The 20,526-nt window shown below is 69.6% G+C and carries 17 protein-coding genes; 12 read left to right on the forward strand and 5 right to left on the reverse strand.

Going from position 1 to position 20,526, the window contains the following annotated elements; all coding sequences use genetic code 11:
- From BMG523DRAFT_RS26220 to BMG523DRAFT_RS25635, 3 genes are all read left to right on the forward strand, one after another.
- On the forward strand, positions 1-1,467 hold a 1,467-nt coding region (locus tag BMG523DRAFT_RS26220; RefSeq protein WP_235462848.1), incomplete at its 5' end, for an SMP-30/gluconolactonase/LRE family protein.
- A 161-nt stretch (positions 1,468-1,628) separates the two neighbouring features.
- Positions 1,629-3,227, forward strand: coding sequence for an FAD-binding oxidoreductase (locus BMG523DRAFT_RS04010; RefSeq protein ID WP_011434519.1), 1,599 nt, complete (start codon positions 1,629-1,631; stop codon positions 3,225-3,227).
- Positions 3,228-3,552: 325 nt separating this feature from the next.
- On the forward strand, positions 3,553-3,711 hold the full coding sequence (locus BMG523DRAFT_RS25635; protein WP_023840589.1) for a hypothetical protein: 159 nt from the start codon (positions 3,553-3,555) through the stop codon (positions 3,709-3,711).
- 45 nt (positions 3,712-3,756) lie between these two features.
- Here the strand turns inward: BMG523DRAFT_RS25635 and BMG523DRAFT_RS04015 are convergent, their stop codons facing one another.
- From BMG523DRAFT_RS04015 to BMG523DRAFT_RS27220, 3 genes are read right to left on the reverse strand one after another with little or no spacing between them, the layout of a single operon-like run.
- Positions 3,757-4,752, reverse strand: coding sequence for an NlpC/P60 family protein (locus BMG523DRAFT_RS04015; RefSeq protein WP_011434517.1), 996 nt, complete (start codon positions 4,750-4,752; stop codon positions 3,757-3,759).
- 6 nt (positions 4,753-4,758) lie between these two features.
- Positions 4,759-5,403 carry a hypothetical protein gene (locus tag BMG523DRAFT_RS04020; RefSeq protein WP_051623764.1) on the reverse strand — a complete coding sequence of 215 codons (645 nt, stop codon included), beginning with the start codon at positions 5,401-5,403 and terminating at the stop codon, positions 4,759-4,761.
- A 40-nt stretch (positions 5,404-5,443) separates the two neighbouring features.
- Positions 5,444-5,629, reverse strand: coding sequence for a helix-turn-helix domain-containing protein (locus BMG523DRAFT_RS27220; RefSeq protein ID WP_035729276.1), 186 nt, complete (start codon positions 5,627-5,629; stop codon positions 5,444-5,446).
- A 1,789-nt stretch (positions 5,630-7,418) separates the two neighbouring features.
- On the opposite strand from BMG523DRAFT_RS27220, the gene BMG523DRAFT_RS04030 reads away from it, so the two are divergent.
- The 6 genes from BMG523DRAFT_RS04030 (at position 7,419) to BMG523DRAFT_RS04050 (ending at position 14,972) form a co-directional block, all read left to right on the forward strand.
- A complete protein-coding gene (locus BMG523DRAFT_RS04030; RefSeq protein WP_023840585.1) occupies positions 7,419-8,636 on the forward strand; it encodes a hypothetical protein in 1,218 nt (405 codons plus the stop codon).
- Positions 8,633-9,049: a DUF6112 family protein gene (locus tag BMG523DRAFT_RS04035; RefSeq protein WP_011434514.1), complete on the forward strand. Its 417-nt coding sequence runs from the start codon at positions 8,633-8,635 to the stop codon at positions 9,047-9,049. The genes BMG523DRAFT_RS04030 and BMG523DRAFT_RS04035 overlap by 4 nt, the downstream gene beginning before the upstream one ends.
- A 69-nt stretch (positions 9,050-9,118) precedes the next feature.
- Positions 9,119-9,904 (forward strand): hypothetical protein, encoded by a 786-nt coding sequence (locus BMG523DRAFT_RS22640; RefSeq protein WP_083494741.1) that lies wholly within the window; start codon positions 9,119-9,121, stop codon positions 9,902-9,904.
- On the forward strand, positions 9,901-11,283 hold the full coding sequence (locus BMG523DRAFT_RS04040) for a hypothetical protein (protein WP_083494742.1): 1,383 nt from the start codon (positions 9,901-9,903) through the stop codon (positions 11,281-11,283). The genes BMG523DRAFT_RS22640 and BMG523DRAFT_RS04040 overlap by 4 nt, the downstream gene beginning before the upstream one ends.
- Positions 11,284-11,322: 39 nt before the next feature.
- Positions 11,323-12,825 (forward strand): SCO6880 family protein, encoded by a 1,503-nt coding sequence (locus BMG523DRAFT_RS04045; RefSeq protein ID WP_023840582.1) that lies wholly within the window; start codon positions 11,323-11,325, stop codon positions 12,823-12,825.
- The gene (locus tag BMG523DRAFT_RS04050; RefSeq protein WP_043590417.1) at positions 12,822-14,972 is read left to right on the forward strand and encodes a conjugal transfer protein TraC; all 2,151 of its coding nucleotides are present in this window, start codon (positions 12,822-12,824) and stop codon (positions 14,970-14,972) included. Before BMG523DRAFT_RS04045 ends, BMG523DRAFT_RS04050 begins: the two co-directional genes overlap by 4 nt.
- 40 nt (positions 14,973-15,012) lie before the next feature.
- On the opposite strand, the gene BMG523DRAFT_RS04055 is transcribed toward BMG523DRAFT_RS04050, so the two are convergent.
- Entirely contained in the window at positions 15,013-15,555 is a 543-nt protein-coding gene (locus BMG523DRAFT_RS04055; RefSeq protein WP_011434509.1) for a YbhB/YbcL family Raf kinase inhibitor-like protein, read from the reverse strand.
- A gap of 146 nt (positions 15,556-15,701) precedes the next feature.
- Here BMG523DRAFT_RS04055 and BMG523DRAFT_RS04060 point away from each other — a divergent pair, with 146 nt between their 5' ends.
- Entirely contained in the window at positions 15,702-16,040 is a 339-nt protein-coding gene (locus BMG523DRAFT_RS04060; RefSeq protein ID WP_011434508.1) for a P-II family nitrogen regulator, read from the forward strand.
- A gap of 419 nt (positions 16,041-16,459) precedes the next feature.
- On the opposite strand, the gene BMG523DRAFT_RS04065 is transcribed toward BMG523DRAFT_RS04060, so the two are convergent.
- Complete coding sequence (locus BMG523DRAFT_RS04065) at positions 16,460-17,266, reverse strand: DedA family protein (RefSeq protein ID WP_043590418.1); 807 nt, start codon at positions 17,264-17,266, stop codon at positions 16,460-16,462.
- Positions 17,267-17,862: 596 nt separating this feature from the next.
- Between BMG523DRAFT_RS04065 and BMG523DRAFT_RS04070 the strand changes: the two genes are divergently transcribed.
- Complete coding sequence (locus BMG523DRAFT_RS04070; RefSeq protein ID WP_023840580.1) at positions 17,863-19,071, forward strand: lipase family protein; 1,209 nt, start codon at positions 17,863-17,865, stop codon at positions 19,069-19,071.
- 917 nt (positions 19,072-19,988) lie between these two features.
- A complete protein-coding gene (locus BMG523DRAFT_RS04080; protein ID WP_011434504.1) occupies positions 19,989-20,417 on the forward strand; it encodes an organic hydroperoxide resistance protein in 429 nt (142 codons plus the stop codon).
- Positions 20,418-20,526 lie beyond the last annotated feature (109 nt).

Genomic DNA, 20,526 nt, shown 5'->3' on the forward strand with positions numbered 1-20,526 from the left:
CCGGGCTTCCCCGGTAGCCCCGGAGCACCCGGTAGTCCGGCCGGCCATCCGATGGGGGGATATCCACCACCGGGTGGGCCGGGCTGGGGTGGATTCCCGCCGGGCAACACTCCACCGCCGCGGTCGACCCCACCGCCGCGGTCGACCCCACCGCCGCGGTCGCTCGGCCCCGGTTATGGCGGACCGGATGCCCCAGGCGGACCGGGTGCCCCCGGCGGTCCCGGCGGCCAGACGTACCGGCCCGGTCCGGGGGGACCGGTGCACGGGATGGCGGGGGTACCGCCGGCCGCCACCCGCCAGGCCGGGCACCAGTCGAGTCCGAACGCCCGTAACCGGACGCCGCTCATCATCGGAGCGGTCGCGTTCGTCGTCATCGTCGCCATCACCGTCGGCATCGTGGCAGCGGTGACGAACTCGGGCGGCGGCAGCCGCGGCGGTGACCGCGGCGGCGGCACGGCACGCCTCGCAACCGCCTACCGGGGAACGGCGCTGTCGGTGCAGGGCCTGAGCCCCTACAGCGTCGATGTCGATCCCGACGGCTCGCTACTCGTCTCCAGCCTCGCGACGGACCGCATCCAGAAGATCACCCCCGCCGGGGCGATCAGCGACCTCGCGGGCACCGGAGCCGGCGGGATCAGCGGCGACGGCGGCCCGGCCACCGCGGCGCAGCTTGACGGGCCCGGATCGACCGCCCGTGACAAGGCCGGCAACATCTACATCGGGGACGCGAAGAACAATCGGATCCGCAAGATTAGCCCAGCCGGGATCATCACCACGATCGCCGGCACCGGTGACGCCGGTTACGGCGGCGACGGCGGCCCGGCCACCGCGGCGAAGATCAACAGTGCGGAAAAGGTGACCACCGGGCCGGACGGCAGCGTCTACCTCTCCGACTACGAAAACCACCGGATCCGCAAGATCAGCCCACAGGGGATCATTACCACGTACGTGGGCACCGGAGTCGCGGGTTACACCGGCGACGGCGGCCCGGCCACCGCAGCGAAGATCAACGGCCCGAACGATCTCCAGATGACCGACGACGGCACCCTCTACTTCGCCGACCTCGCCAGCGACACCATTCAGAAGGTGACCCCGGACGGGATCATCACCACCGTCGCCGGGACCGGTGAGGGGGGCTTCTCGGGTGACGGCGGCCCGGCCACCCGGGCCAGGCTGAACGTGCCGTCGCTGACCGTCGGCCCGGACGGCCGGACGCTCTACCTCGCTGACTACCGCAACCACCGGATCCGCCGGGTCGACCCGAACGGCGTGATCACCACGATCGCCGGCACCGGCGGCGAAGGCTCCGGCGGCGACGGCGGCCCGGCGACCGCGGCCCAGTTCAAGAACCCGAGCTCGGTCGCGGTCGACGGCAGCGGCGCGCTCTACATCGCGGACAACGGCAACGATCGGGTGCGCCGCATCGATCCGAACGGCACCATCACGACCGTCGCCCAACCGGGCTAGGGTGTCGCCGGTGACCTAGGGTGTCGCCGGTGACCTAGGGTGTCGCCGGTGACCTAGGGTGTCGCCGGTGACCTAGGCTGTCGCCGATGGCACGGATGGTCGGACGACTCGTGACGACCATCGTCCACTCCCCGGACTCGTAGCAGCCGTGAGGACTGACCGTGGATTACGAGCCTGACCGACGATCGGTGTTACGGACCGCCGCAGCCGGAGCCGGCGGGCTCGGGCTCGCCGCGCTCGGGCTCGGTGGCGGCCTGATGAGCGCCTGTCAGCAGGAGGACGCCCCCCACCCAATACCGACGGAGATCGACTGGCGCACGCTCGACGAACGACTGACCGGTCCGCTGCTGCGACCGACCGATCCGGACTACGCCGTCGCCAGCATGCTGTTCGACCCGGCTTTCGACGCGGTACGTCCGCAGGCGGTGGTCCGTGCCATGTCCGCGGGGGACGTCACGGCCTGCATCGACTTCGCCCGCTCCACCGGGATACATCTCGTCGCGCGGGCCGGTGGCCACAGCTACGGGGGTTACTCAACGACGACCGGGCTGGTCGTGGACGTGACTGCGATGGCGTCGGTCCGGCCGGGGCCCGACGGCACCGCGCTGATCGGGGCCGGAGCGCTGCTGATCGACGTCTACTCCGCACTCGCCGAGAACGGGCTGGCGCTGCCAGCCGGATCATGCCCGACCGTCGGCATCGCCGGGCTCGCCCTCGGCGGCGGCATCGGAGTGTTGAGCCGGCGCTACGGTCTGACCTGCGATCGGATGGTCTCCGCCGAGGTCGTGCTGGCCTCCGGGGAGACCGTGCGCACCGACGCCGACACCGAGCCGGACCTCTTCTGGTCGCTACGCGGTGCGGGCGGGGGCAACGTCGGCATCGTGACGTCGTTCACCTTCGCCACCCATCGGGCGACACCGTTGGCGCTGTTCACCTACCGCTGGCCCTGGGACGTGGCGGCGGACGTGCTCACCGCGTGGCAGGGCTGGATCGCCGACAGCGGCGGCGCGCCGGAGGACCTGTGGTCGACCTGCGTCGTGACCTCGATGCCGACGACCGGGGCCACCGGCAGCCCAGCCCTGCGGGTGAGCGGCGTGCTCGCGGGCGGCGCCGACGACACGCGGATCACGTGGCTGCGGGATCGACTCGCCGACCTCGTCGCCGCCGTCGGCCGGAGGCCCTCGAGCACCTTCGTCGCCCAGCGTGGCCATCTCGAGACGATGTTGCTTGAGGCGGGCTGCGCGGGCAAAAGCGTCGACGCGTGCCACCTGCGCGACCGGACGCCCGGAGGCACCCTGCCACGGGTGGCCCAACGGGCTGCCTCGGCATTCCTCACCGAACCGATGCCTGCCGGCGGGATCGAGACGATGCTCGCCGCGCTCGAGCGACGCCAGCGCACACCCGGGGCCGGTCCGGGTGGCGTGATCCTGGATTCCTGGGGCGGCGCGATCAACCGGGTCGGCCCGGGTGACACGGCGTTCGTGCACCGCAACACGCTCGCCAGCGCCCAGTTCGTCGCCGGCTACTCCGTCGACGCATCCCCTGCGGACAAGGAGGCTAACCAGAGCTGGTTGCGATCCACGGTGGCGGCGACGGCGCCGTTCATGTCGTCGTCGGCGTACCAGAACTACATCGACCCGGACCTCACCACCTGGGCCGATGCGTACTACGGGGCGAACCTTCCGCGGTTGCGCCAAGTCAAGCGCGCCTACGACCCGGACAACCTGTTTCGCTTCGCGCAGAGCATCGCGCCGTCCTGACGGTCCTGAGCGGCTCCGGCGGGAGCTTCCCCGGCCGGGCCCCGGCCATTGCCCCGGACAGCCACCCCGCGCCGGGAATCGAAGTCAACCGACCCGGGGTGGCATGCACTATTAGATCCGTTCACCCATCCGTTGCCTACTGCCCACCTATGGTCAGATCCCTGTCCATCCGCTGTCCCCCGGCCCCGCCACCGCGCAGTTCACTCATCGCTCCGGCGATTCATCTTGCGGTGACTACTCAAGGTGAGTACACACATGCTGTCGGTAACGCACCGACGTTGGTGTCCGTCTGGCCGTGTCGACTGGGTTTTCTGTGAGGTCCTCGATGAAAAAAATCTTCTGGCCGTATGGCGTCGGGCTGTTCGCCCTGTTCTTCGCGGTGACAGCACCGGGTAACGCCGCCGATGTGGTGCACAGCGCCGTCGGTGCGCTCGGTGGCGTGGCCGACGGGCTGTCCACCTTCGTGTCCCAGGCGGCTACCTGAGCGGAGCAACGGCACACCCGGAGTGTCCGGAGCAGGAAATCCGGATCAGGAACGCTGCCTGGCCAGCGGCCTGGTCACGGCCACGGTCCCACTCCAGTCCGAGATGTCGGATTCGACGACCCCCCACCGCGCTCCCTTGGCCGCGATGACCCGGCCGTCGCCGATGTACATCCCGACATGACCCGGCGCCTCGGCGGTGCCGTCGGTGCCCGGGGTGAACAGTAGGTCCCCCGGCTGCGGATCGACGCCCGCGACCTGCGGGCCGAACCGCAGCTGGTCGGTCGTCACGCGGGGGAGCTCGATGCCGATGCGGCGATACGCCTCCCGGACCAGCGACGAGCAGTCCCAGGCGTCGGGACCGGTCGCACCCCAGACGTAGGGCTTGCCGATCTGCGACCGCATGAAGGCGACCATCGGGGCGACCGAACCAGCGGGGATGTCGACGCCGAGCTCCAAGGCGTCACCGTACACCTGCGCCTGCGCGAGGATCGTGCGGACGTAGTTACGCGTCTCGGTGTACGGCGGAATGCCGGCGAAGGCGAGCACCGCGCCCGCTCCCGCGTTGTACGCGGCCAGCATCTTCTCCTGGGCCGCGCCGGACACGGAGGCGACCGAGGCCGCCACCGCGCAGTCGTACCGGGCCGCCGCGGGGATCGCGTCGGCCGGGTTCCACACGTCGCCCTGCCCGTGGGACGCCCACGTCCCGGGCATGAACTGGGCGATCCCCATCGCGCCCACGGGTGACCTGGCCCGCGGGTTGAAACCCGACTCCTGATGTAACTGGGCGGCCAGCAGGGCGGGAGTCACCTCGGCGCACCCGGCCGCGTTCGCCGCATCAATGATTGTCTGCAGGTACTCGGCCGGGATGCCGTCGGAGTTCCTGATGGTCCGGTTACCCCCGCCCTGATCCTGGATGAAGGGACCGGTGATGATCAGAATGAGGACGGCGACCAGCATGACGATGCCGCCGACGGCGAGGGCCATGCCCGCCCCCGTCCAGACCAGCCAGCGGGAACGCTTACGGGTGAAGCCGCGGGCCATCACGCCTCACCGGCCCGGTGCGTCACCGGCGACGCTCGACAGATCCGCACCGGCGACCCGCCACGTCCCGTCGGTCTGGCGCAGGAGGGTGAGCGCGGGGGTGGACAGCGTCACCACCGGGGCGGCGCCGCCCGCCGCCGTCTCGCGGCGCACGTTCAGCTGAAGCACCACCCGACCGGTGGCCGTCGTGTCGATCCCGCCCAGGGGCGTGGTCGCCAGCACGGTCACCCGCGAGTGGGTGCCCGCGGCGCGCACCTCCTGCCACGCCTGACCGTCCCCACCGGCAGCGGTTCCGGACCCCCCGGCGCCCGCGCCCCCGGCGCCCAGGCTGGCCGCGAAGTCCTCGGTGAGGCAGTCGCGGGCCCGCTCGACACCGGCTGCCGGGCCGGGGTCCGTCCGGGCGTCGAAGGACTGCCAGCGTGTGAAGCAGTCGGCGGCTACCGCCGACGGGTCCTTCCGGTCCACCTCGCCGGTTGGTGGCGCGGACGCGGTGGCCAGCGGCGGACCCGGCGCCTGACTCGCCCCGGGCGGTGGCCCCGTGGTGGCGGACGGGGCGGGAGACGGATCGGCAGTACTACCCGACACGCCGCATCCGGCCACGGTGACCACGGTGAGCAGCAGCCCGACGGCCAGCCAGGGGCGGGGCTTCACCGCGGCCGGCCGGAGCGAGGCGGCACCGGGGTGAGAGCGCTCATTCCCGACCGTCCAGCCAGTCCCGCACCCGCCCCCGACGCACCCGCCACTGGTGACCGACCTTGCGAGCCGGGATGGCCCGTTCCGAAAGCAGCTTGAGGACGGTGCTCTCCGACAACCGCAACCAGGCGACCAGTTCGTCAACGGTGAGCACTTCGTCGTCGTCGGAGGGTCGGGACGGCACGCCACCGGCCGACGTCGGCGCGAGCGGAGGGGGCGCGAGCGGAGGCGCCGCGGCGGCGGGCGCCGGTGTGCCGCGGGATGCGACGGTCGGTGACATGCCGGTCGAGCGGGCCGAGGCCGTGCGGACCCGGCCGGATGCCGCCGGAGCAGACCGGGCCGGGGCCGAGCCGACCGGGGATTTCGCGGGCGTCACCCCCTGCGGTGCGCCGGAGCGCTGGGATGGCCGAGGCGTCGCCATCGAGAAGCCGTCCTGCGCCACCGACGCTCCTTTCCCATCTGCCGCACGCACGGTGCCGTGTCGTCCAGGCCGCCCCCAGCCCGCCACGTCGCGGATCACAGCCAACCGTCCGCCAAACCGTCCGCCGGTTCGTCCCCTCAATCCGGACGGCACATCTCCGGTTCCGGAAGGTACACCGACCCACCCATGATGGGTAGCTTCGACCAGAGCTTGTCATACTCGAATGACTCGTGTTACATCGATCCGACCGCAGCCGAGCGCAGATAACAGTAAGTAACCTTAACTGGCACTAGCTAACCTTAGAAGGCCGGGAGGTCGACGGCGCGTGAGCGATGTGCCACAGGCACCGTACGGTGAGGAAGGCGACGCGCGGCCCGTTTCGCTCATTGGTGCCCGCATCCCCTCGTCGGTCTCCCCTCCCGACGGTCCGCCCATCCGGAACGATCAGTACATACGAGACGATCAGTACATACGGGACGAAGCAGCAGGCACCGAAGACGTAGAGTCACCTCCCCATTCACGATCCGGGCGCCGACGGCATCGACGGCGGGGCGGGACGGGCTCGCCGCAGCCACTCGACGAAGCGTGGCAGAGCGAGGCATTCCACCTCGATGATGCGACATCGGCGGCCCGTTCGGGTGCGGACCGTACAAACACGTCCGACGACACACCGCCATCGGTGCCGGGCGCCAGGACCGAGGCACCCGGCGCCGGGCCGGGCCGGGCGACCACGGGCGCGGACACCAGCTCCCGGCGCACCCGCGGCGCCGCTGCCCGGCGCGCCGGCCGCCCGTCGGCGATTCCGCCCCGTAACCAGGCTGATCCCTCCCGCCGTCCAACCCGGCCGGCAGATCCCCGCGGTTCGACCCCGATCCCCCCGGGCGCGGTGGAATCCTCGCGGAAGGCGGACACCGCCTCGGGTGGCAGCGCGCCGGGTGGCAGCGCGTCAGGCCGAGGCGTCAGCCCGGCCGCGAGTCCTGGTGCCGGTGGCGACCCAACTGCGGTACCACCACACCCGAACGGGCCATTGCCTGCCCCGAACGGGCCATTGCCTGCCCCGAACGGGCCACGCGTCCGGCCGCCGCGCGCCTCCGCGCCCCGCCATCCGCAGCCTCCGCGGCCGACACCGGCCGCGCCGACGGATGCGGCGCCGATCAGCGGCCCGACCGATCCGCCGACGGCAACCGTTCCATCCGCCGCGGCCAGCCGGCCAGCCGCGGCCGGCCCGATCGAGGTAACCGGCCCCGGGGATGCGCAGGCCCCTCCCACGGACGATCCGGTCCCCTCCGAATCGTCCGTCCCGGGCCACGTCTGCGCGGTGCCGGTCACACCGCCGGTCGCCCGCTACACGCCGGCCGCGCCAGCCGCGCCGGCCGCGCCAGCCGCGGACACGAAGCAGCCGACGGCTCCAGTGCTCCCCCCCGCGCAACCGCAGCCGGACCCGGCGTCTCGATCCACCCCCGAGGCCGCGGCGGCAGGCGGCCAGACCGTCTCGCGTCGCCGGCCGTCGTCGGACGGTCGGCTGTGGCCGTGGCAGGAGCCGTGGGCCGGCGTGCGCGATCTCGAGCCATGGGAAGAGATCCCGGTACGGCTCTCTCTGCGCGACCGGGCCCGTATCCCGTTGCCCGGTTCGTGGCGGATCGCGGTGACCTCGCTGTTCCCCTACTCCGGGACCACCACCCTTGCCGGGGTCGTCGGGCTGACCCTCGCCGGGGTGCGGGCGCAGCCGGTCCTCGCGGTCGATCTCTGGCCGGGGGAGTCTCCCGGGGGGGCGCCATCGTCGCCTGTGGGCGCCGGCACCGAGGACGAGGACGAACCACGCGGTGATCCGCTCGCGATCCGGGTCGGCGCGGCCGGAACGACGACGGTCGCCGACGTCGCCCGCCGGCAAGCCTCCGACAGTACGGTGACCGATCTACCTCTGATGATCAGCGGTCGTCCCGCAGGCAGCACCAGGGACCTCGACGTGCTTCCCGTGCGACGCGGTGTTGGCGGAGGATCCGACCGGCACGGCGGCGGCGGTTCCGGCGACGAGGCGGCCGCCGTCGTCCCCGCGGACGACACCGTCGCCCCGACCGGACTGCGGTCCGTGCTCGGCCTGCTCGCGCATTCCTATCCGCTGGTGCTGGTCGACGCGCCGGCCAAGGCACCGCTGACGCCTGCGGCGCTCCAGGCCGCGGACCTCATCATCCTCGTCACACTCGCGACCGCCGCCGATCTGGAGGCGACACTCACCGGACTGCGTACGTTGCGGGACGCGGCGGGTGGTGGCTCAGCCAGACACGGCGGGCCGATGATCGTGGCAGCCATGATTGCGCCGCGCCGGGGCCGTCCCTCGCCCCGGACCCGCGCGGCGGCGGCCCGGCTCGGGCGCCAGGTCGACACGCTGATCCGAATCCCGTACGACGCCCGGCTCGACCCCAGCAGGCATACCCCGGTGCGGATTCCTCGACTACGCCGACGTACTCGCCGCGCCTACCTCCAGCTGGCCGCGGCCGCCGTGGAAGCCCTGTTCACTCTCGCGAAAGCCGAGGTCACGGCTGCTGCGGGCGCTGTCGATCAGCCGGGGGCTGCGGCCGGCGGCGCCGTGGAAGCGGTCACCACCCGTGCAGATTCTGGCGCTTCCGGCGGCCCACGAGCGACTACCGAGGATCACCCTGCGGCGCAGGGCGTATCATTTGGCGACCTACGGTCACCAACGGCACCCACAAGGATCGCCGGACCGGATCGGCCGGGCGGCCCCCCGCCTGTGGGAAAGGAACCGAGATGATCCTGGACGCCGCCGCCGTCAAGGCGACCGTTGTCCTCGCTGAGGTACAGGTCAAACCGGATGACTCCAAGGCGCCTGGCATCAATGCTCTGAAAGACCTGGTCAACGGCCTGGCGGCCTATGCGGTGATCGCTGCGGTCGCCGCTGTGCTACTGGGCGGTATCGCATGGGCACTCGGCGAACGGATGGGCCTCGAACGCGCGTCGATGGTCGGCAAGAGCGGTGTGATCGCAGGCTTCGGTCTCGCATTCCTCGTCGGTGCCGCGGCAGCCTTCGTCAACTTCTTCCTTGCCACCGGTGCAACGGCCACCGCACCCGACCCTAACCCGGCTGGCCAGCGTCAACCCGCCGTAGAGCTCACCGTTGCCGTTGACCCCGGCGTGGTCCATGACCCATCGTCAACGCTCTTCTGACCTGTTCCCCGGATACCAGCGGGCGGACATTGCGATGATGACCGTGCCGTCTTGTGAGGGGAGTGGGCGTTGGTAAGCCTTGTGGAGTGGGCGGCCAGACGCCTGATCATCATCATCGTGACCACTGGCACGGTGAGTGTGATCGGCGGATTGGTCATCGGCCGTTACGTGGTCCCAGACAATGGTTCGAATGGCCCGGATACCGCGTCCGTCGCGCCGCAGACCTCTCCGAGCGCTACCCCGCCCGGAGTGACGCCGACGCTGGTCCCCTCGCCGAAACCGTCCAGCCAACCGGCCAACACCGCCGCCCCCACCTCAGTCCCCGGTGTCCCCACCCGGATCAACGAGTTCGGTATCCCGGTCGGCTACCCCCACACCGAAGCCGGCGCCGTCAGCGCCTGCGCCAACTACGACAGAGCTTATGGAAATCCCGCGAATCGCACACCTTCCCGCGTCAAAGATGTCTTCAAATCGATGGCACTTCCAGAAGAAGCCGACAGACTTGCTAACACCGTTATTTCAATCGACAAGGAAAACGCAAAATATTTTAAATTGAACTCTCTTCAATCTCCGGCGGTAAACTGGATTGGACGGGTCACGGGCTACACGGTTCGCTCATATCGCAACGATGAAGCTAACATAACACTCTGGGGACTAGTTGGAATCGGGCTTTACGGAAATCCCGATCCAAGGCTTGCCCCACATGAAGGCTGGGGAACGGATAACTGTCAGGTTGTATGGAGTTCAGGGGACTGGAAGCTTAAAGATGCAAGCGATGGACCTTGGACGCCAGCCATCACCGAACGAGCAGCCGAGAGTTTCCGTGATTTTCTATTGGTCGGAGCCGGACAGTGACCGTGACCGTGGATAATCAACTGCAAGCCCTCCCATTTCACCCACTCGGTGCTATCAAGGATGCGATAGCGGGGAGTGCGGATGCGTACTTCAACTCGACAGGCAAGGCCTTCTGCGGCATGGCGGCGGACCTGTCCAGCTCCGTATTCAGCTTCGCGGCGCAGAAGACGACCATCAACCTGAATGCCGACTACGTCGTCCAGAACTACAACATCGCGTTTGGGGTGGCGGTCCTGATCGTCACCGGCCTGTTCATCTGCGCCTGCATCATGGGCGCCGTGCGCGGTGATCCTCACATCTTCGCACGCGCGCTCGCCTCCACCGGCACCGCGATCCTCGGCTCGTTCGTCGCACTCACCCTGCTACAGATGGTGCTCACCGCCTCGGATGGGATCGCCGACGCCTTCGGTGACGGGAAGCCACTCGGCTCGGCCCTGGTAACCCAACTGCGGGCCCTACCGGAGCAGGGGAACTTCGCACTCGACATCGTGCTGTCGCTGCTGGTGGCGTTGTTCTCGTTTGCGCTCTTCGTGGTGCTGTACATCCGCAAGGTCGCGATCATCGTGATGGCGGTGTTCATCCCGGTGTATCTGGCCGGGCAGCCGACGATGTCCACGAGCGCCTGGATCAAGCGGGCGACCGAGATCCTCTTGGCGCTGATTTTCGCGAAGCCGGTTATTTACGCGATTTTCACACTCGGTGCCGGTGTGGCAAGCGACTCGAGCGGCTCCACAGTCGATCAGACACTGACGATCCTCGGCGGGGCCGTGGTGATGATTGCGGCGGTGTTCGCTCCCTTCGTCCTGCTGCATCTGATGGGATTCGCCGACATCCACCTGATGCGCGCCGTCGGTTCGGCAGGTCGGCGCAGTGCGGCGTCGTTCGGCCAAGGGGCGGGTGCGTTGCTGGGATCGACGTCGCGGGAGACTTTCCGCGGAATCGGCGCACGGCTGCAGACCCGCAACCGCGGCATGCTCGGCGACGCCGGTGGCGTCGGTGGCGTCGGCAGCGAGCCCGCGCTGCCCCGGCCAGCCGGGCTACGGACCGGTCGTGGCAGCGGCCTCGGCGCTCCGGCGGGCACGTCATCCCGGACGGGTGCCGCCACGGCCGCGGTGCGCGGCTCGACGGCCGGCCGGCCCCGGGCCGGCGGTGGCAGTACCCGGCAACCGGCAAGAGCCGCCACCCCCACCAGGGCGACGGTCACGGTCGGCAGCAATTCCAGGCCGGTCGGCGCCACGAGGACGATGCGCCCGGGTTCCGTCACGGGCGGGGCACGCGGGACCGGTCAGGCCACGAGGCGGGTACCCGTGCCCCCGCCGGCGTCCCGGCCTCCGAAGATGACGGCGGCGGTGCCGCCGTCCCGCACCGGCGGCACGTGAGTAGTTGAGTGGCGAGGTAGCGAGGTAGCGAGGTAGTCGATGATCGCGGAACGCAGTTACCGCTTCGGACCGCTGGAACGCGGCGGAGTCATGCTGGGCATGCGCTGGCCGCAGCTCGGCCTGATGATCGGCGTGATGCTGTGTGTGCTCGGGGCACTTCGCTCTCCGCTCCTGTTCATCCCACTCTGGGTACTGGTGGGAGTAACGCTCCTGTTTGTTGCGTTCGTCCGGGTGGAGGATCGTAATCTCGACCAGTGGGTGCCGATCCTCTTCGGCTTCACGATGCAGAAGGTGACGGGCGAAACGGTGTTCCGTGGCGCGTTCTTCCGGCTGGGCGCCGGGGAGGACCAGCTCAGCCGAACAGTCCTCCCGGGGCCGCTGTCGTCGCTGGTGATGTTGTCCGTACCGGTCGGCGGCGGCCGGTACGTGGCGGTGGTAAAGGATGCCAAGCAGCAGACCTACACCGCCGTCCTGCAGGTGCAGGGTAGCCAGTTCGCCCTGCTGGAGTCCGGTGACCAGCAGGCCAGGGTGGACGCCTGGGGGGAACTGCTGGCCGGACTGACCGCCGGGGGCGGCAAACTGTCGCGCATCCAGTGGTTGGAACGCACGTTGCCCGACTCCGGCGACCAGCTTCAGCGGCACTGGCGGGTCCGCGGGCATCACGACGACTCCTGGGCCGCCGACGCTTACCAACAGGTCATCGACGCGGCGGGTCCGGTGGCGCAGCGACACGAGACCTACCTCTCGTTCCAGCTTCGGACCAGGGACGCCCGGCGCGCGATCCAGCGGGCCGGGGGCGGTGACCAGGCGGCCTGCGCCGTCCTGCTCGGCGAACTGCGCACGATGGAGGCGGCTCTCGCCCGTGCGTCCATCAACACGGTCGGATGGCTGCCGCCACGGGCGCTCGCCGCGGTCATCCGCACCACCTACGATCCGTACTCGATCGAGATGATTGACGCGCGGGGTGGTGCGAGTACGGACCTCGCCGGGGGCCTGAAGGGGTTGGCGTCCGGCATCGACCCGGCGGTCGCCGGCCCGGTCCGGGCCGTCACCGCCTGGGACCACTACCGCACCGACTCTGGCTTCCACACGACGTACTGGATCAATGGCTGGCCGCGTGTGCCCTCCCCCGCCGCGTTCCTCGCTCCGCTGCTGATGGAGACGACCTGTCGGCGGACGGTTTCACTGATGGTCGAGCCGCTGCCCGGCCGGAAGGCGGAGAAGGCGGTGAACCGACGGCGGATGGCGCACCTCGGTGAACAGCAGATGCGGGACAAGGTCGGGAAGGTCACCACCCAGCGCGACGTGGCCGAGGCCGACGAGGTCGAACGCCGCGAGCAGGAGCTGATCGCCGGATTCGGCGCCTTCCGCTTCCACGGCTTCGTCACGGTCTCCGCCGACGACCTCGACGGGCTCGCCGACGCCTGCGGTGAGGCCGAAACGCTGGCCTCACGCAGCCGGTTGGAGATGGTGCGTCTCGTCGGCGAGCAGGATCAGGGCTTCAGCGTCGGAGCGCTACCGTTGGCGGTGGGGGTTTCGTGAGCTCAGCACACGACGACGCCTCGGCGCGCGGGTACCCGGTCCCGACCGGCTACCCGACCGGCGGCTATCCGGGTAACAACTATCCGGGTAACAGCAACACGAGCCATGGCCAGCCAGGCAATGGCCAGCTGAGTAACGGCTATGCGGGCAACGGCCATGCGGTGGGCGGTTACGTGCCGGCCGGCTATCCAGCCGGTGAAGCCGTGGCCGGTCACCCCGAGCGCGCCGACAGCAGCCCCGGCGGCCCCGACGACGAGGGCCCCGACGGCGACTTCGGCGACAGCGACTTCGGCGATGGCGACTTCGACGACAGCGACTTCGACGACAGCGACTTCGACGACAGCGACTTCGACGACCCGCCCAGCTACGACGAGACCGGTTACGACCCCGACGGCTACGAGGCGGCGGACTACGAGGCCACCTCCCACGACCCGGGACGCGATGCCGAGGGCTATGTGGACCTCGGCGGCGGTCCGCGGCGGCGGCGCGAGGGACGCCTATCCGCGGAGCCCCCCCGGCGCAGCCGGCGCGCGGAACGGGCCGCGGCGGCCACCGAGAAGGCTGCGATGCGCCGGGCCCAGATAGCCCTGCGCCGGGGCGCACAGCCGCCACGGCTGTTCGGGCCGTTCGGCGGGCGAACGTTCCACAAGCTGCGGCTTCCCGCGCACATGGAGACGACGGCGCAGATCGCCGGCATCTACCCGTTCGTCGTCGACTCCGGCCTGGCCGCGCCCGGCATGTACATCGGTCGGCACGTCTGGTCCGGGAACTCGTTCGACTTCGACGTCTTCGAGCTGTACCGCCAGCAGGTCATCGAGAATCCGAACTTCGCCGTGTTCGGCGCGGTCGGCTCCCGCAAGTCGGCGCTGCTGAAGACGCTGATCTCGCGAGGGGCGGCGTTCGGCTACCAGGCCGCCGTACCCTGTGACCCGAAGGGCGAGTACACGCGGCTGGCTCGGCGCCTCGGCTGTGAGCCCACCTACATCGGGCCCGGCATGGCCACCCGGCTGAACCCGCTCGACGCCCCACCCCGTCCGATGGGCATCGCCGACGAGGACTGGGCCCGTGAGGTGAAGCGGGCTCGTTCGGCGCTGCTGTCGTCCCTGATCGAGACGGCGAAGGGGGTGCCGCTCACCCCGGCCGAGCACACCGCGGTCGACCTGGCTCTCGACGTCGTGACCCGGCAGATCACCGGGGCGTCCCCGGACCGGTGGGCAACCCCGATCCTGCCGCACGTGCTGGAGGCGATGACGGATCCAACCGAGGAGGACTGTGTCAACCTCCCGATGACCGCGACCGAGCTGCGCGACGCCTCCCGGGATGCCACGCTGACCCTGCGCCGGCTCACACACGGCGCGCTGGGCGGTCTGTTCGACGGGCCGACCACCTCTCCCCTGGACTTCGACCGTCCGATCGCCGTGCTGAACCTGGAGCGGGTCCAGGGCAGCGATGAGATGATCGCCCTGATCATGACCTGCGCGCAGGCGTGGATGGAAGCGGCACTCATGCGCCAGGACGGCGTGCAGCGCTACGTCGTCTACGACGAGTGCTGGCGGCTGATGCGGTTCGCCGGCCTCGTCCGCCGGCTGTCCGCCCAGCAGAAGCTCGCCCGACAGTGGGGATGCGCGAACGCGATCGTCGCCCACCGCATCTCCGACCTGCTGTCCGCCTCGCCGGACTCGGTGGAGATCGCCAAAGGCCTGCTCGCCGAAACCGCGATCCGGATCCTCTACAAGCAGGCGTCCGATCAGATCGCCGACACGCAGGCCGCGCTCGGGCTCACCGACGTCGCCGCCGACCTGCTCCCCAGGCTCGACCCGGGCTACGCCCTGTGGCTGATCGGCGCCCGCGCCTTCTACGTCGAGCACGTCGTCGGCGACCTGGAGATCCCCGTGGTGCTCAACGGCTCGAAGATGCACGGCGAGGTCGACGACACTAACCTGACCCCCGACGATCTGGATCCGGCCGAGCTGGACCCGCCGGATCTCGGTCCCGGCCGGCTGCGCCGGATGGCCGACGAACTCCTCGGCGACCGGGAGCTCGCCGGCCGGGAGCTCGCCGGCGGCCCGGCCGTCCCACGGGCCGCCGACCTCACGGGCGGGTTCGGTTACCCGCCTGTGGAGCCCAGTCCCAGCTCCACCGGCTGACGATCCCCGGGGATCTCGCCGCGCCGGCAGGGCGGCCCCGTCAGCGTTGGAAGGTCACCCGCAGCACGGCCCGGGCGAGAGTGTGGAAGGTGAGGTTGAAGCCGACGACGGCCGGTGAGACCTCGTCGTTGATCTCTAGTTTCGGCACGTCGACCGCGTGGACGGTGAAGATGTACCGGTGCGGTACGTCGCCCTGCGGCGGCGCGGCCCCGCCATACGCCTTGGAGCCCCAGTCGCTGCGCACGTGATACGCGCCGGCGGGCAGGCCGGTGAAGTCGCCGCTGCCCGCGCCGCGGGGAAGTTCGGTCGCCGCCGCGGGGATGTCCACCAGGACCCAGTGCCAGAATCCGCTGCCGGTGGGCGCGTCCGGGTCGTAGCAGGTGACGACGAAGCTCCTGGTCTCGGCGGGCTGACCGGACCAGGCCAGCTGTGGGGAGATGTCGGCGCCCCCGGCGCTGGTGTGCACCTGATCGGACGGAACGACTCCACCGTCGACGAGGTCCGTACTGGTCACGGTGAACAGCGGTTTGGCGGGCAGCACGTCGAACGGGTCGGGGGGTGTACCGCGGTCGAGCAGGGACATCTACCATTCCTTCCGTTACGCCATTCGATGACATTCCCGAGACGGAACCGTCGCTTGCCGGCTCTACGCTTCTCCGCGATGAAACCTCATCCCGAAGGTGCGCCGGGCCGTCGGCATGCGGTTCCAGACAACCTGGTGAGGTCCCGGTGAGACTGGTCACCGCCATCCTGCGTCCACATCGCATCGATGACGTACGCACCGCCCTTGAGACCTTCGGTATTCAGGGTATGACGGTCAGCCAGGTGACCGGATTCGGCATCGAACTGTGGCGTACCCAGACGTATCGCGGGCAGACCTTCCACGATGAGTCGGTGAGCGCCGTGCGGGTCGAGTGCGTCGTCGCGGACTGCGACGTCGAGGACGTCATCGAGGTGATCCGGAGATCGGGCGGATCGGCGGCCAGCGGAGCCGGCAAGATCTGGGTCCTTCCCGTCGACGCCATCGCCCGCGTCCGCACGGGGGAACGCGGGCCGGACGCCTTGTGAGTCCGGACGCCTTGTGAGTCCGGACGCGACCGGCTGCGGTCACCCGGCTGCGGTGACGGTGACCAGCAGACTGCACCGACCGTGACCAGCTCGATTGCCGCGATCGCTCGATGGTCCCCAAGGCCACGGCACCACCCATCAATAGTGAGACGATCGTCATACAAACGATGCTTTCGGTGTGCGACCAGCGACTGTTCCCACCTTTGGGTGACGAGGAGAGGCGACAATGACCCGTTGACCCGATACGGTTGACGGGTCCCGGCGGGCGTCTCGCCGACTCCCCCCGTATCGGTGCGGAGCCCGCCGGGACCTGTCCTCGCGACTTGGCCCGCATCGCAGGTAACCGTTCGCGCGGCCGCGATGACCATCGGGGTATCCCGATCGGCCTCGGTCTTCTCGATCGGCCTCGGTCTTCTCGATCAGCCTCGGTCTTCTCGATCAGCCTCGGTCAGTCCCGGCGTCTGACGTTGATGGGCGACCGAGTGACGCCCGCCGCCGCGGCGTGGCCGTACCGCGAAGGTCTCAGCCTCGTCGGCGACCGGGGCACTCCCGCCGAATCCAGCGGAGCCCTCCCGCACGGCACCGTTCCCGGCCCGCTTCCTACGGCGGGCCCGGAGAAATTCGAAAGCAATGGGAAGCACCGAGACGACGACAATCAGAATCAACATCGGCTCAATGTTGTTCCGTACAAAGTCTATCTTGCCGAGGTAGAAACCCAGAACCGTGATGCCGCAACCCCAGACCACCCCGCCCACGATGTTGTAGGTGATGAAGAGGCGGTAGTTCATCCGGCTCACGCCGGCGATAACCGGAGTGAAGGTGCGGACCACGGGAACAAACCGCGCCAGGATGATGGACCGCGGCCCGTACTTCTTGAAGAACTCGTGTGCCTGCTCGACGTACTCCTGTTTGAACAGCCGCGAGTCGGGGCGTCGGAACAACGCCGGACCGACTCTTCGACCAATTAGGTAGCCGACCTGGTCGCCAGTCACCGCGGCGAGCCCGATCAGGACAGCCGCCACCGGCAGCGGGGTGGAAAGCTCGTCGCGGGCGATCAGCATACCCACGGTGAACAGCACGGAGTCACCCGGGAGGAAGAACCCGACCAGTAGGCCGGACTCCGCGAAGACGATCAGCAGAACGACAGCCAGGCCCGCTTTGGCCAAGCTGTCCGCGCTGAGGACGCCAGGGCCGAGAGCGAGGGTGTTCGACGCGAATGCATTCACTATCGCGGGCCTCCGACAGGCTTTGACGACGGGTTGGACACGTCCGTGAGACCGCGGCAACCGTCGAGGGACCGCCACCGCACCCGCCCGAGGACACCGTAAGGGTATCGAGCGCTCTCCCGTCTCCCACCGGGCACCCGCAAGAGTGGCTCCCCGGCGTCCCGGGCGCGTCCCGGCAGGTTGCGGCATGCCCGGGTGCGCCCGGTACGTCCCTCATAGGTTCCCCACCATAGGTGCCCGATCATGAGTTTCCGATCATGAGTTCCCAAATTGTCCAGTGCAGCGATCCGCCGCCAGTCAAGATCTGGCCGGCCCAGGTGGACCGCCGACGTCGATGGCCGGATGTGCCTCATTAGGCTTAATTCGTGCGTTATCGGCGGCCAAGCCAGGATCAGCGGCCTGTTGTCCCGAGTGATCCGAGTGATCCGAGTGATCCGCCGGCCTGGCCGGATGCGTTAACGCCACGGACCCCGCGCTCCCGGCCGATGCGGTCAGCGCGGTCAGCGCGGTCAGGGAGACCGACGCGACCGGCTGCGGGGGCCACCCCTGTCGGGGCGCACCGATGCCCTTCCCACCCGGTCCGTACCCCGCTGCTCATGGTCCTGCTTCTGCTCGGGCTCCTGCTCGGACTGCTGCCCCTTGCGGCCTGCGGAAAGCGGGATGGCAACGACGGATCATCCCCCGCAATCAGTGCCGGCGGACCCGATGAGCGAGGTGCATCGTTACCACCGGGAACCCGCGGGGAAATTCTGTCCAGTCAGGTGGTCGCGCCGGCCCCGACCGGCATCCGGGCGTGGCGGGTGATGTACCGATCCCACGCGACGTCGGGCGTCGACATTCCGGTGTCCGGGATAATCCTGGCCCCGGAGGAGAACGTTCCGGTTCCGCCGGGCGGCCGAAGAATCGTCGCGTTCGGGCATGGCACCACGGGCCTCAAGGATGCCTGTGCACCGTCGGCGGCACGACCCGCGCTGATCGCCGCCGCCTCGACTTTTCCGCTCGTCCGGGCCGGTTATGTCGTGGCCCTCACAGATTATCCGGGGCTGGGGAGTCCCGGCGAACACGCGATCTATGTTGCCGAGCCGGAGGGCAGGGCCGTGCTTGACGCGGCGCGCGCCGCCGCCGCCCTCAAGGCGACCGGTGCCGGTCGCGACGTCGTCCTCTGGGGCTATTCGCAGGGCGGCCAGGCGGTGTTGGCCGCCGGAGCGATTGCCGCCGCCTACGCACCCGAGCTACGGATCCGGGGAGTCGTCGCAACCGCCCCCCTGGCCGACCTGCCGGCGTCCCTCGCCACCTTGCAGCACAATGCCGACGGGGTCGCCTATGTCCTGCTGGCGATGATCGGGCTGTCCGTCGAGGACCGGACGATCAACCTGGACCGGGTACTCACCCCGACCGGCCGGCGACTGCTGTCGATCGCCCGCGACCGCTGCGCCACCGACCTCATCAGGGCAAGCATCGGTACGTCCGTCAGCACCGCCTTTACCGTCAATCCACTGGATCATCAGCCATTCGCAGCCGGATTCGCCCGGCAGCGAGAGGTGGCCCTGCGGAAGATGGCTCCGACCCTCGTTCTCCAGGGCGACCTCGACCTGGTGATCCGACGCCCGGTGACCGACAGCGTGGTCACCGGGCTGTGCCGGAAGGGCACGACCGTGGACTACCGGCGTTACCCCGACGCGGACCACGGCACCGTCCTCGGCGCATCGATGGCCGAGCTCACCGCCTGGGTCGCGCAGCGCTTCGCCCCGCACCCGCCGCCGGTCACCGACATCTGCGAGATGCGCGCAGCTCGGTTCGGATAACCCGTCCCCGGCTAAACGGGCCCGTCCCCGGCTCACGGCAGGGCCCGGCTCACGACAGGGCCTGTGGACAACCGTGCGCCCGAGCACACCCTGCCCATCTATGGGGACCGTCAGGTGGCTGATCCGGTAGCTGATCGGGTAGCTGATGTGGAAAACGTCGCCGCCCGCTGCCCATGGCGACACACCCACCCTGTGGATAAGTCCGCGGGCGCGGTGCAGAGCCCCCTCGGGTCGCACTGCCCCGAGGCGATAAGCGATGAATCCGCTCACCAGCACCCACGACGGTGACCGACGAAACCGCCGTCGTTCTCCCACCCCGGGCTGTGTGGAGCACCGTCGACCGACCGTCCCTCGACCTTCCACTGACCGTCCCCACCGTGCCCATCAACGGCGAAGGGGCAATCCGGCCACCAGCACCAGGCCAGGTGACCGGCAGAACCGTCAACCATCGTCCGGAGACGGGCAGCGTGGGCACGGGCGGCCAAAGCCGATGGACCCTGCCCGAGCTGGTTGATCGTCAGCTCATATCGCTCTTGCCCGGGTGGGGCATCGTCACCTGAGCACGGCCCCGTACCGCCTGGGGATCCCGTACCGCCTGGAGATATCGCCCGCACGCTGCCCATGGGAGGGCAGCCATCGGAGGGCAGCGTGCGGGACCGGTGGAACCCGCGGAATCCGCCGACGCCGTGCTCGGCCAACTCGGCGACTGCGGCGGAGATCACGCGAGTGTCGATCGTCGTATCCCGGGGCCGTCCCCGTCGCGGTCGGTCGAGCTCACCGGTCTTCTCCTCCGCCGTCCGCTCAGGCTAGGCGGGAATCGAAGGTGTGGGCCGCGAAGTTTTTAGGGCACCAGTTTGGTTGCATAAATGTCACAGGCTCTCCGGAGCTTCGGCAACACCTGATGCACGGAGGCAACCATGGCGAACACGATCTACTCCGCCACCTCGACCGCCTGGGGTGGACGCGACGGACGGGTGGTGTCCAGCGACAACCGGGTCGACCTCCAGCTCTCCGCCCCGAAGGGCCTCGGTGGTGACGACGGACCGGGCACGAACCCGGAACAGTTGTTCGCCACCGGTTACGCGGCGTGCTTCCATGGCGCGCTCAAGGCCATCGCGCGCGGGAAGAAGATCGATATCAAGGACTCGGCGGTCTCCGTGACCGTCGGGCTGATCAGGAACGACAACGGCAGCCTGGGGCTGAGTACGCGGATCGAGGCACAGATCCCCGGCATCGAGCGGGCGAGCGCCCAGGAGATTCTGGAGGCCGCGCACGCCCTGTGCCCATACTCCGTGGCCACCCGGGGCAACATCCCCTCCGAGGTGGTCCTCGTCGAGAGCGACTGACCCGGCTCCCCTGCTCACCGGAAGATCCCCGCGCGTGCGGGGACGACGCTCGACGGTCACGGTCTGCTCCTTCCTGGATGGGAAGATCCCCGCGCGTGCGGGGACGACA

It is taken from the genome of Frankia sp. BMG5.23 (assembly GCF_000685765.2).
Lineage (GTDB): Bacteria > Actinomycetota > Actinomycetes > Frankiales > Frankiaceae > Frankia > Frankia casuarinae.